Below are 11,738 nucleotides of genomic sequence, written 5' to 3' on the forward strand. Positions count from 1 at the left end.
ATGGCATCCCGATCCCGCGCAAGAAAGCGCAAGCTCCCCTGGTATCTGCGCCCCTTCAAATGGCTGATATGGTTCGCCATAGGGACGGCGGCGTGGGTGCTTGTCTATGCGGTGGTGCCGCCGCCCATTACCTTCACCATGCTCGCCGACAGCAACGGCATCACCAAGGACTGGACGAGCCTTTCGGCGATCGACCGCAATATGGTCCGCGCCGCCATCGCCGCCGAAGACGGAAAATTCTGTACCCATAACGGCTTCGATACCGAAGCCATCGAAGCTGCGATCGAGCGCAACGCCAAGGGCAAGCGGCTGCGCGGCGGCTCGACAATCAGCCAGCAGACGGCAAAGAACGTCTTTCTGTGGCAGGGCAGCGGCTGGACCCGTTATCTGCGCAAGGTACCGGAAGTTTGGTTCACCTTCCTGATCGAAACCTTCTGGAGCAAGCGGCGGATCATGGAAGTCTATCTGAATGTTGCCGAGACCGGGATCGGCACTTATGGCGTCGAAGCGGGCGCCCGGCGTTATTTCAACCATGGTGCGAACCGCCTCAGCCCGGCCGAGGCCGCGCGCATTGCCGCGATCCTGCCGCTCCCCAAGAAGCGCGAGGCGATCAGTCCGTCGGGGTTCACACGCCGTTACGGCAATATGATCGCGGCGCGCATCGGTCAGGTCCGACGCGATGGTCTGGACGCGTGCATCTATAAATAGGACAGCACAAGCGGCGCGCCGCCTTCAGTCCTGGCTGCCTCAGTTTTGGCTGCCTCAGTTTTGGCTGCCTCAGTTTTGGCTGGGAGTCACGGTCGCGACGACGGGTTTGGGCGTGATCGCCTCTGCCGCGACGACGCGCTTCGTGTCGCCATTGGCGATTGCCTTTTCGAGCGCCGCGACCTGCGGGCATTTATCCTTGCACAGCCGCTGCACGTCGGCGAGCTTTTCGCGCGCCAGTTCGATCGCGCCCTTGTCGGCGAGCGCTTCGCCCTGCCCCGCCAGCGCGGCGATGTCGTTGGGTTCGAGCAGCAGCGCTTCGCGATAAAGACCGATGGCCTTGCCCGGCAGGCCCTGAGCGCGCGCGACCTGCGCCAGCGCGACGATCGCCGAACGGTTGCGCGGGTCGGCGGCGAGCGCCGATTCATAGGCGTCGATTGCGGCGTCGAGATCGCCCTTCGCTTGCGCCGCCTGGCCCTGGTTCATCAGCGCGACGGACTGGGGCAGGATATCATTGTCGGCACGCTGCGCATCGGAGGCTACAGGCAGGCTGGCCAGAACGAGACCGGCGCCAAGGGCCAGTAAACTGATGCGCATCGCATTCTCCCATCGCTTCATTTGCGGCGACGCTAACATGGCGCGGTCAGCCGTGCGAGGAAAAAGCCGTCGCATCGGTCGTGCGCCGGGGTGAACAGATAGCCCGCGCCCGCGGCGCGCGCGATGCCATCCGGCAAATACCCGCTGTCGGCGGTCCAGCCCCGACGTAGGTCCAGAAACGCTTGCACCTGTGCCCGCCCCTCGCGCGCGATGATTGAGCACACAGCATAAAGGAGTTTACCGCCCGGCGCCACCATATCGGCACCGATGGCGAGCAGGTTCGCCTGATCGGCCAGATGACGCTCGAGCCGCGCCGGCGTCAGCCGCCAGCGCAGTTCGGGACTGCGCCGCCAGGTGCCGCTGCCCGAACAGGGCGCGTCGACGAAAACATGCGTCGCCTTGCTGCGCCAGTCGGCGAGCATCGCCGATTCCTTCCCCGGATCGAGCAGGCGCGTCTCGATGCGCGTTGCCCCCGCCCGCTCCGCACGGGGCGGCAATTGCTGGAGCCGCGCGCGATTGACGTCGCACGCCAATATGTCGGCGGCATCGCCGGTCAGCGAGGCGATGGCGAGCGTCTTGCCGCCGCCCCCGGCGCACAGATCGACGATGCGCGCGCCCGCAGCGGCACCCAGCGCTGCGGCGGCATATTGGCTCGCGGCATCCTGCACCTCGAACGCGCCGTTTTCATGGGCGGGATGCTGGATCGCCGCGGTTTCAGGCGGCAGGCGCCAGCCGTCGGGCGCACCCTCGATCGCGCGCCCCTCGGGGAAAAGTTCGGCAAGCCCGTCGCGCGACGCCTTCAGGCGGTTGGCGCGCAAGTCGAGCGGTGCGCGCTCGAGCATCGCCCCCTCTTCGGCGCTCTCGATCAGCGGATCGAACAATTCGGCGAGCGCCGACGCGGAGACGCCGGTTTCGGCGCGCGGCTCGTCGCTGCCTATCGGCGCGGGCCCGTAAGGCGATCCGTCGAACAGCGCTGCGAGCGCCGGATCACGGTCGGCGAGCGCGAGCATTGCCGCGCGCCCCGACGCCGGCACCGACCGCACCGCGCGGATCGCGTCATAGACGTGACCGCGGATCGCGCGCCGGTCCTTCGATCCCGCGTAGCGCCGTGCCCGCATCGCCTCGGCGAACAAAGCGTCGGCGGGCGCCCCGCCCTCGCGCGCCGCAGCGGCGATGGTATCGAGAATCTCGATTGCGGTCTGGACGCGGGCGGCGGGGGTCATGCGATGGCCTCAGCCCGCCGGATAATTCGGTGCCTCGCGCGTGATCGACACGTCATGAACATGGCTTTCGCGCAGGCCCGCATTGGTGATGCGCACGAATTTGGCGCGCTCTCGGAAATCGGCCAGCGTGCGGCTGCCCGTATACCCCATCGCCGCCTTCACGCCGCCGACGAGCTGGTGGATGACATCTTTCGCCGCGCCCTTGAACGGTACCTGGCCCTCGATGCCTTCGGGAACCAGCTTCATCTGGTCCTTGATGTCCTGCTGGAAATAGCGATCGGCGCTGCCGCGTGCCATCGCCCCGACGCTGCCCATGCCGCGGTAGCTCTTGTAGGTGCGTCCTTGGTAAAGGAAGGTTTCGCCCGGCGCCTCGGCCGTTCCGGCGAGCAGCGATCCGACCATGACGCTCGACGCCCCGGCCGCCAGCGCCTTGGCGATGTCGCCCGAGGTACGCAGACCGCCATCGGCGATGACCGGAACGCCATGCTTGGCGGCAACTTCGACGCTGTCGAGGATCGCGGTGAGCTGCGGGACGCCGACCCCGGCGACGATCCGCGTCGTGCAGATCGATCCCGGTCCAATGCCGACCTTCACCCCGTCGGCGCCGGCGTCGATCAGCGCCCGCGTCGCTTCGCCGGTCGCGACATTGCCCGCCAGCACTTGGACCCGGTTCGACAGCTTCTTGATCTTCTCGACCGTCGCGCCAACCATCTTGCTGTGACCATGCGCGGTATCGACGACGATCAGATCGCATTCGGCGTCAAGTAGCGCCTCGGCCCGTTCGACCCCGGTGTCGCCGGTGTTAGTCGCGGCGGCAACGCGCAGCCGGCCGCTCTCGTCCTTCGTCGCGTCGGGAAAGTTGACCGCCTTTTCCATATCCTTGACGGTGATCAGGCCAATGCAGCGATAATCTTCATCGACCACGAGCAGTTTTTCGATGCGGCGCTGGTGGAGCAGCTTGCGCGCCTCTTCCTGGCTGACGCCCGCGCGGACCGTCGCCAGATTCTCCGCGGTCATCAATTCGCGCACCGGCTGGCCCGGATTATCGGCAAAGCGCACGTCGCGGTGGGTGAGGATGCCGACCAGCTTCCCGCCGGTCTCGACCACCGGAATCCCCGAAATGCGGTGCTGCGCCATCAGCGCGGTGGCGTAGGACAGCGGCGCGTCGGGCGTGATAGTGATCGGATTGACGATCATCCCGCTTTCAAAGCGCTTCACCTGGCGCACCGCCGCGGCCTGTTCTTCGATGGTGAGATTGCGGTGGAGGACGCCGATCCCGCCGATCTGCGCCATCAGGATGGCCATGTCGGCCTCGGTAACCGTGTCCATCGCCGACGACAGGATCGGAATGTTGAGGCTGATCTCGCTGGTCAGCCGGGTCGACAGATTGGCGTCGGAGGGCAGAATGTCCGAGGGGCCCGGCACCAGCAGCACATCGTCGAAGGTCAGGCCGGTGAAAATTTCCATGGGTGCCACTTTCTGGTGCGGGCGTCGCCTGACCCCGCGGCGGCGGGCGGCACACGCGATTCGTTCGGTGGCGGCCCATGTAACCAGTCAATTCCCGGCGCGCCAGTGGGCGGCGCAGGAATATTTGCGCCGGTTCGCGGCGCGAAAGGGCGGCGGGTTTGCGGCCAACTGTCCGCACTCCCGCCGCCCTGCCCCTACCAGCGCCCGAGCACGAGGAAGAGCCCGCCGATAAACAGCGTCACGCCGACCGCGAACTTCAGATAGTCGGCAACGCCCAATGTGAGCTTCGCACCGTGCCGGGCGCGAAAGGCCGCGACATTGGCGCGCAGATCGGGGGTTCCGGTGACGCGTCCGACCTCAAGATGACGTCCCGTCTTGAGAAAGGCGAGCGCGTGCGCGACTTCCTCTTCGGACACATCGGGATAACGGCGAAATATGTCCTCGGCGCGCAGCGCGTCGGCGCCGAGCGGAGGCCCGGCGGCAATTGGTTCGGTCATGTTCAAATTCCATCGATGATCGCCCTCCGCACAGGGGGCAAGGATCGGCCGGCGCACGGTCGCGCACGGCCCGTCGATCAGATGGCAATCATCGGCGGTGCGCGCGCCGAATAGGGCGTAGCAGCAGCACTGCGCGTCCAGCCGGCGGCGACCCGGCCGAAGTCGGGCCGGAATAGCCCGACGGCGGGCAATGCCGGCGGCGCGGCTGACAGCTTGGCGAGATCGCCGCCTACCGGATGCCGGTCGTCCTCGCCGGCGCGATAATGCGCGCTGAGCGTAAGGCCGCCGGCACGGACGAAAGGATGCCCGCCATCATAGGGCGCTCCCGCGATGGCGGCGGCGGTTTGATCGACCAGCCGCGCCGGCGCCGAGGCATCACGCACGAGGCCGCCCGCGCCGAGCGCAACGAGCGCCAGCCACGCCAGAAAGACGCCAACGCGGTGGCGCAGGTCGGAATCGAACATCCGCATCGCCTCCATATTGCGTCTCGCGGCCGCAAAAGCTAGCGCGGAGGGGTGAACGCGCCAACGACACCCCGGGCATCCTCTCCCTTCGCGCCTTTTCGCTATCCTGCGTTTCGCGCGATCTGGATCGCCAATCTGGCGTCCAATATCGGATCGATGATCCAGTCGGTCGGCGCCGCCTGGCTGATGACCGAGCTCACCGGCTCGCATCTGCTCATCGCGCTGGTGCAGGCGAGCGCGACGATCCCGATCATGCTGCTCGGCGTCTTTGCCGGGGCAATCGCGGACAATTTCGATCGCCGCCGGATCATGCTGGCGGCGCAAAGCGCGATGCTGATCGTGTCGGCGGCGCTGACCGTCACGGCCTGGATGGGGGCGCTGACGCCGCTGCTGCTGCTCGGCTTCACGCTCGCGGTCGGGTGCGGTACCGCGCTCAACGGCCCCGCGTGGCAGGCATCGGTGCGATTGCAGGTCGGGCCGAAGGATCTGCCGCAGGCGATCACGCTCAACAGCGTCGCCTTCAACCTCGCGCGCAGCGCCGGCCCGGCGCTTGGCGGCTTGCTCATCTCGCTGACCGGCCCCGCCACGGCCTTCGGGATCAATGCGCTCAGTTATCTGGCGCTGATCGTCGTCCTGCTGCGCTGGCACCCCGAAGTCACGCCGCCGCGGCGCACCCCCATATTGGGCGCGATCGCGATCGGCATCGGCTATTGCGCCCGCTCCAGCCCGCTGCGCCGCGTGCTGACGCGCGGCTTTGCCTTCGGCATCGCCGGCGCTGCCTTTTCGGCGCTGCTGCCCTCGCTCGTTCGCGATCGGCTGCACGGAACCGAGATCATCTACGGCCTCTGCCTCGCCGCGTTCGGCGCAGGATCGATCTTCGCGGCGCTCTGGGTCGGCGAAGCGCGGAAACGCTGGGGCAGCGACCGCGTCGTCAGCATTGCGTCATTGGTCTTTGCCGCCGCGATGATACCCGCCGCCACGGCGCTGACGCTGCCGCCGCTGCTGGCGACCGCCTTCGTCGCCGGCGCGGCCTGGGTTTCGACGCTGACCACGCTCAACGTCGCCATGCAGCTCCGCTCGCCCGAAGAGATTTTGGGCCGCTGCCTGTCGATCTATCAGGCGGTAACCTTCGGCGCGATGGCGCTCGGCGCCTGGCTGCTCGGGACGCTCGCCGATCTCACCGACCTGCCGACGGCACTTTTCACCGCTGCCGGATGGCTGACCGCCACCGGTCTTTTGCTCCCGCTCATCGCCCCGATGCCCCGCCGCGACGATGGCCGCGTGATCCCCTGAAATTTTTTGTCCGTACCGGTACAAAAGACGCGCCGCGCCACCTTAAAGGCCGAAGCGAGCGCCCGTTAAAGCGGGTATGACCACACATGCTACATCATCGAACGAGCCGGTAGGGCGGCTCCTTGGTTGGCTGGGGCTCCGCCACGGAAAAACCGGCGCCCAGGCAGGAGACGCCGCATCGCCCGGGGGGCGTACCCCGCGCGACATGGTGACCGAAGCCCGTCAGCAGCTCGTCGGCGCTATCGCTTCCTTCCTGCTCGACCATGATCTCGATGTATCGGCGGCCAATCTCCTGATCGCGCACAGTGCCTTTTCGGGGATCAATCCAAGGCTTGCGCGGCAGATCGCGACGCGATCGCAGACCGCCGACGGCATCACCCAGCAATGGCTCGACGAACTGGCGCAGCAGGAACCGATCCAGCCCGACCGCGCCGAACTCGATCGCCTCGTCACCCGCCTCGAAACCAACCTCGATACTTTCCAGACCAACACCAAGGCCGCGCGCAACGCGACGAGCGATTATGGCGTCAAACTCGAAAAACATGTGACCGACCTTCAGCAGGTGCAGGTCACCGGCGAACTCGTCACCCATCTCGCCGATCTCGCCAAGGCCATGCTCGACCGCACGCGCCATGCCGAAGAAGAAATGCGCCGCAGCGAGGATGAAGCCAAATCGCTGCGCCGCAGCCTCGCCCGCGCCAAGCGTGACGCCGAGGTCGACTATCTGACCGGCCTGCCCAACCGCCGCGCCTTCGAGGTGCTGCTCGAGCGCCATTATGAAGAAGCGCGCGCGAGCTGCGAGCCGCTGAGCGTTGCCTTTTGCGACATCGATAATTTCAAGCTGGTCAACGACACCCACGGCCATGAGGCGGGCGACCGCGTGATCAAGCTGATCGCCGATACGCTTGCGCATATCTCGAACGATCATTGCCACGTCGCACGCCACGGCGGCGAGGAATTCGTCATGCTGTTCCGCGGCCTGCCGCCCAGCGAAGCCGCCGCACGTCTCGACGAGGCACGCGAACAACTCGCGGGCCGCCGCCTTATCAACCGCAAGACCGACGAGCCTTTCGGCCAGATCACCTTCTCGGGCGGGGTCGCCGACGTTTTCGGTTACAATAATGCGCGCGACGCGCTGAAAGCCGCCGACGACGCGCTCTACCGCGCCAAGGAAAGCGGCCGCAACCGGATCGAGCTGGCGGGGATCTGAGGCCCCCTGCCCATCGATCACAAATCGAGAGTCAGCGACTCCAGCGCGCGAAAATCGCCGTAGGCAGCAGCAGCCCCCGCGCCTCTTCGCGCACCGCAAGCTCGCCGCATTCGACCTTGCCCGGCAAATCGGCAAAAATCTGCGCCAGCAGTTCGCCGATCGCCAGCGCCGACATGCGCACCGCATAAACGGTGAGGAACAGGGCGCGGCTGTCGGCATCGAGGAGTTGGCGGCAATCGGCGAGCAAGGGCGCCAGCCCATCCTCGATCTGCCAGCGTTCGCCGCCGGGGCCGCGTCCGAACTTCGGCGGGTCGAGCAGGATCGCATCATAGCGCCGCTCGCGCCGCACCTCCCGCGCGGTAAACTTGCCGGCATCGTCGACGATCCAGCGGATCGGCCGGTCGCTCATGCCCGCAAGTGCTGCATTGTCGCGCGCCTGCGCCACCGATTTCTTCGACGCATCGACATGCGTGACAGCCGCGCCCGCCGCGGCGAGCGCCTGGCTGCCGACACCGGTATAGCCGAACAGATTCAGGAACGCGGGATCGGCCTTGTCGGCGACGCAGCCGCGCAGCCAGTCCCACACCGGCGCCATGTCGGGAAAGAAACCGAGATGGCGGAACGGGGTGCAGGACGCGGTGAAGCGCGCTTCGCGCCATGCGAGCGGCCACCCTTCGGCCGGCACGGGGCGATGGAAATACCAGCGGCCGCCGCCATCTTCGTCGGATGCGGGGATGAATTCGCCGTCGGCGGCATCCCATTCGCTTTCGGCCAACGCAGGCTGCCACATTGCCTGCGGTTCGGGACGGATGAAACGATAGGGACCATAGCGTTCGAGCTTGCGCCCGCCGCCGCTGTCGACCAGCCCGTAATCGTCCCACCCCTCGCCGACGAGCGTCGCGAGCGGCAGCAGATCAGCCACGGGCCGCCTCGCGCAAGATATGGGCCTTTACCGCGTCATAGTCGCCGGGCAGCTTTTCATAGCGCTCCTCGCGGTCAAACAGATTGCCGAGGCGGGCCGGCAGCGCCGGACGAACGCCTGTCGCGCGTTCGACCGCATCGCGGAACTTGGCGGGATGCGCAGTCGCGAGCGTCACCACCGGCACGTCGGCATCGATATCGAGCGTGCGCGCCGCGGCCAGCCCGACGGCGCTATGCGGATCAATGATCTGCCCCCCATGTTCCTGCGCCCAGCGCAGCGCCAGCGTCATGCCATCGGCATCGATGCGCGCGCTCGAAAACAGGTCGCGGGCGCCGGCAAGCATATCCTCGGGAATCGTCATCGCTCGGCTGCGGTCAAATTCGGCCATCATCGCATCGATCGCAGCCCCGTCGCGACCCGCGAGGTCGAACAGCAGCCGCTCGAAATTGCTGCTCACCTGAATGTCCATCGACGGCGTCGCGGTCGCGGTCACGCTGCCCGCGCTGTAATCGCCACTCGACAGGGCGCGGTGCAAGATGTCGTTGACGTTGGTGGCGACGACCAGCCGCGCCACCGGCAGCCCCATGCGCGCCGCGACATAGCCTGCGAACACGTCACCGAAATTGCCCGTCGGCACGCTGAACGCGATCGCGCGGTCGGGGGCGCCGAGGCGGACCGCGGCATAGAAATAATAGACCACCTGCGCCATCAGCCGTGCCCAGTTGATGCTGTTGACCGCCGACAGCGTCAGCGCGCTGCGCGCCTCGGCATCGCCGAACAGCCGCTTCACCATCGCCTGCGCGTCGTCGAAGCTGCCGTCGATCGCGATGTTGTGGACGTTGGGCGCCAGCACGGTCGTCATCTGGCGGCGCTGCACGTCGCTGACCCGACCTTCGGGGTGGAGCATGAAGATACGGATATGCTCGCGCCCAGCGACCGCTTCGATCGCCGCCGATCCCGTATCGCCCGACGTTGCGCCGACGATGGTCAGATCGGTATCGCCGCCGCTCAGGAATTTTTCGAACAGCTGACCGAGCAGTTGCAGCGCGACATCCTTGAAAGCCAGGGTCGGACCGTGAAACAGCTCGAGCAGCCAGTGGCGATGGTCAAGCTGGACGAGCGGCGTCACCGCATCATGACTGAAGCGGCCGTAGGCGGCCTGGCACAATTCGCGCAGTTCGGCCTCGTCGAGCACGCCGGCGACGAAAGGCATCATCACGCGCACCGCGGTTTCGGCATAGTCGAGCCCCGCGAGCGCACGAATATCCTGCGCCGACATCTGCGGCCAGGCGGCGGGAACGTAGAGTCCCCCGTCGCTCGCAAGGCCGGCGAGGGTAGCGGCACGGAAGTCGAGGGTCGGCGCGGAGCCGCGGGTGCTGATATAGTCCATGACGGAAAAGCGCCTAGCGGCGCACCGTCACCGCTGCAAGCGGCGGCGCACTGCGATGATATAGATAATCAGCGCGATCGCCGCGAACAGGAACCATTGCACGGCGTAAGCGAGATGGTTGTTGGGCATGTCCGCCGCCGATGGCACCGCACTGGGCCGTAGTCCGACGGCGGGCTGGTCGGCGACCAGCATCGCGCGCGCCGGCCCCGCACGGCCGGTCAGCCGCTCGATAAGGCTCGGCTGCTCGGGGCCCGGTACGATCGTGCCCTGAACCGCGCCGCCCGCCCATTTGGGCGGCGTGAAATCGTCGGCGATACCGATGTCGACCAGCACCCCCGGCCCCTCGGCGCCGGTGCGACAATCCGCAATCATGCGAATACCGCCTCCGCCCTTGCGATCGGTGCCGCTGCGCGGATCCCAGCGCACCGGTTCGAGACAGATAACGCTGCTTTTGCGATAGAGCATCGCGTCGGGAACCGGCGGCAGCTTCGGATAAGTCACCGTCGCCGACATCGCCCCGTTGCGCTCGTAAAGCGCGATCAGCGCTTCCTTCTCTCCCTTGCGCTGCAACTGCCAGACGCCGAGCGCGATCATCGTCGCCACGGCGGCGAGAACCAGGATCGTCGGAATCACCGGCCAGCCGCGCGGCGGCGGCGCGGCGGCTTCGCCGGGCGAAGGAGCGTCAGGCGTCGTCGTCATGCCGGTCCACCAGGCGCCCTTCCGCCGCCTTGCGCTGATGCTCGCTCGCGAGCAGCGCGGCCTTGCCAACCCGCAGGCCGTAGATGACTGCGGCGGCCGTTATCGGCACCCACAATAGCACATGCGCCCACAGCGGCGGCTCGAATGCGAAATCGACGGCGATCGCCGCGGCAACGATCAGCGCACCGATGATCATGGTCAGAAACGCCGCCGGCCCGTCGCCGACATTATAGGTCGAATAGTCCAGTCCGCAGGCGCGGCAGCGCGGCGCAAATTTGGTCGGTCCGTCGAACAGCGTCGGCGCGCCGCATTCGGGGCAGAGACCGAAAAGGGCAGCGCGCCAGACCGGCGGCTGCCCCTTTTGATGCTGTTCGCTGTCCGGCAATTTAGTGCGCGGCGACCGGTGCGCCCCAGCCACCCCAGACATAAACGATGATGAAGAGGAACAGCCACACCACGTCGACGAAGTGCCAATACCAGGCAGCGGCTTCGAAACCGAAGTGCTGCGTCGGCGTGAAATGGCCCTTGTAGACGCGGACGAGGTTCACGATCAGGAAGATCGTGCCGACCAGAACGTGGAAACCGTGGAAGCCGGTCGCCATGAAAAAGGCCGAGGTATAGTTGATCGTTCCGAAGGGGAACGGCGCTTCGGCATATTCGTAAGCCTGAATGCAGCTGAAGGTCAGGCCGAGGATGATGGTCAGCCACAGACCCTTCTTGAGCCCTTCGCGATCGCCGTGGATCAGCGCATGGTGCGCCCAGGTGATCGTCGTGCCCGAGCAGAGCAGGATCAGCGTGTTGAGCAGCGGCAGCGAGAAGGCGTCGATGACATGGATGCCCTTCGGCGGCCAGATCGACGCCGCAACGGCGCCTTCCTGCCCGAACAACGAGGTCACCGCACCGTCGACGATCTCGACCGGCGCCGGGAACAGCGAGAAATCGAACCAGGCCCAGAACCAGCCGACGAAGAACATGACTTCCGATGCGATGAACAGGATCATGCCATAGCGCAGGTGCAGCTGAACGACCGGCGTATGATCGCCGGCATGCGCTTCCTTGATAACCTCGCCCCACCAGCTGAAGAAGGTGGCGATCACACCCATGAAACCGAGACCCAGCACCCATTTGCCGGCACCGCCGAAATGGTCGGCGTGCATCGCCATGACGAGGCCGAAGAACATCACCAGCGCGGCGACCGAGCCGAAAAGCGGCCAGACGCTGGGATTTACGAGGTGATAATCATGATGTTTGGCACCGGCCATGTCACAGTT

At 66.5% G+C, this 11,738-nt stretch carries 13 protein-coding genes; 3 read left to right on the top strand and 10 right to left on the bottom strand.

What is annotated here, in order from left to right:
* The gene (gene mtgA / locus AOA14_RS18160; protein WP_062902822.1) at positions 1-708 is read left to right on the top strand and encodes a monofunctional biosynthetic peptidoglycan transglycosylase; all 708 of its coding nucleotides are present in this window, start codon (positions 1-3) and stop codon (positions 706-708) included.
* Between the two features lie 69 nt (positions 709-777).
* Here the strand turns inward: mtgA and AOA14_RS18165 are convergent, their stop codons facing one another.
* The 5 genes from AOA14_RS18165 to AOA14_RS18185 all read right to left on the bottom strand — a co-directional run bounded on the left by AOA14_RS18165 (position 778) and on the right by AOA14_RS18185 (position 4,953).
* Entirely contained in the window at positions 778-1,302 is a 525-nt protein-coding gene (locus AOA14_RS18165) for a tetratricopeptide repeat protein (RefSeq protein WP_062903258.1), read from the bottom strand.
* A gap of 32 nt (positions 1,303-1,334) precedes the next feature.
* Positions 1,335-2,525, bottom strand: a complete 1,191-nt coding sequence (locus tag AOA14_RS18170) for an RsmB/NOP family class I SAM-dependent RNA methyltransferase (protein WP_062902823.1) — start codon at positions 2,523-2,525, stop codon at positions 1,335-1,337.
* Between the two features lie 9 nt (positions 2,526-2,534).
* On the bottom strand, positions 2,535-3,992 hold the full coding sequence (gene guaB, locus AOA14_RS18175) for an IMP dehydrogenase (protein WP_062902824.1): 1,458 nt from the start codon (positions 3,990-3,992) through the stop codon (positions 2,535-2,537).
* 194 nt (positions 3,993-4,186) lie between these two features.
* A complete protein-coding gene (locus AOA14_RS18180) occupies positions 4,187-4,489 on the bottom strand; it encodes a hypothetical protein (RefSeq protein ID WP_062902825.1) in 303 nt (100 codons plus the stop codon).
* 77 nt (positions 4,490-4,566) lie between these two features.
* Positions 4,567-4,953, bottom strand: coding sequence for a hypothetical protein (locus tag AOA14_RS18185; RefSeq protein WP_202988324.1), 387 nt, complete (start codon positions 4,951-4,953; stop codon positions 4,567-4,569).
* Between the two features lie 51 nt (positions 4,954-5,004).
* On the opposite strand from AOA14_RS18185, the gene AOA14_RS18190 reads away from it, so the two are divergent.
* Both AOA14_RS18190 and AOA14_RS18195 read left to right on the top strand, forming a co-directional pair.
* Positions 5,005-6,246 (top strand): MFS transporter, encoded by a 1,242-nt coding sequence (locus AOA14_RS18190; RefSeq protein ID WP_062902827.1) that lies wholly within the window; start codon positions 5,005-5,007, stop codon positions 6,244-6,246.
* Positions 6,247-6,451: 205 nt separating this feature from the next.
* Positions 6,452-7,456 (top strand): GGDEF domain-containing protein, encoded by a 1,005-nt coding sequence (locus AOA14_RS18195; RefSeq protein WP_003050239.1) that lies wholly within the window; start codon positions 6,452-6,454, stop codon positions 7,454-7,456.
* 31 nt (positions 7,457-7,487) lie between these two features.
* Here AOA14_RS18195 and AOA14_RS18200 read toward each other — a convergent pair whose 3' ends face one another.
* The 5 genes from AOA14_RS18200 to AOA14_RS18220 are packed head-to-tail and all read right to left on the bottom strand — an operon-like array spanning position 7,488 to position 11,729.
* On the bottom strand, positions 7,488-8,366 hold the full coding sequence (locus tag AOA14_RS18200) for a class I SAM-dependent methyltransferase (protein WP_062903259.1): 879 nt from the start codon (positions 8,364-8,366) through the stop codon (positions 7,488-7,490).
* Positions 8,367-8,370: 4 nt separating this feature from the next.
* Positions 8,371-9,768 (bottom strand): threonine synthase, encoded by a 1,398-nt coding sequence (gene thrC / locus AOA14_RS18205; protein WP_062902828.1) that lies wholly within the window; start codon positions 9,766-9,768, stop codon positions 8,371-8,373.
* Positions 9,769-9,795: 27 nt separating this feature from the next.
* Positions 9,796-10,467, bottom strand: coding sequence for an SURF1 family cytochrome oxidase biogenesis protein (locus tag AOA14_RS18210; protein WP_322787185.1), 672 nt, complete (start codon positions 10,465-10,467; stop codon positions 9,796-9,798).
* On the bottom strand, positions 10,451-10,852 hold the full coding sequence (locus AOA14_RS18215; RefSeq protein ID WP_062902829.1) for a DUF983 domain-containing protein: 402 nt from the start codon (positions 10,850-10,852) through the stop codon (positions 10,451-10,453). The genes AOA14_RS18210 and AOA14_RS18215 overlap by 17 nt, the downstream gene beginning before the upstream one ends.
* A gap of 1 nt (position 10,853) precedes the next feature.
* Positions 10,854-11,729 (bottom strand): cytochrome c oxidase subunit 3, encoded by an 876-nt coding sequence (locus AOA14_RS18220; RefSeq protein ID WP_003050228.1) that lies wholly within the window; start codon positions 11,727-11,729, stop codon positions 10,854-10,856.
* Positions 11,730-11,738 lie beyond the last annotated feature (9 nt).

The sequence above is a fragment of the Sphingopyxis terrae subsp. terrae NBRC 15098 genome (assembly GCF_001610975.1).
Classification (GTDB): Bacteria; Pseudomonadota; Alphaproteobacteria; order Sphingomonadales; family Sphingomonadaceae; genus Sphingopyxis; species Sphingopyxis terrae_A.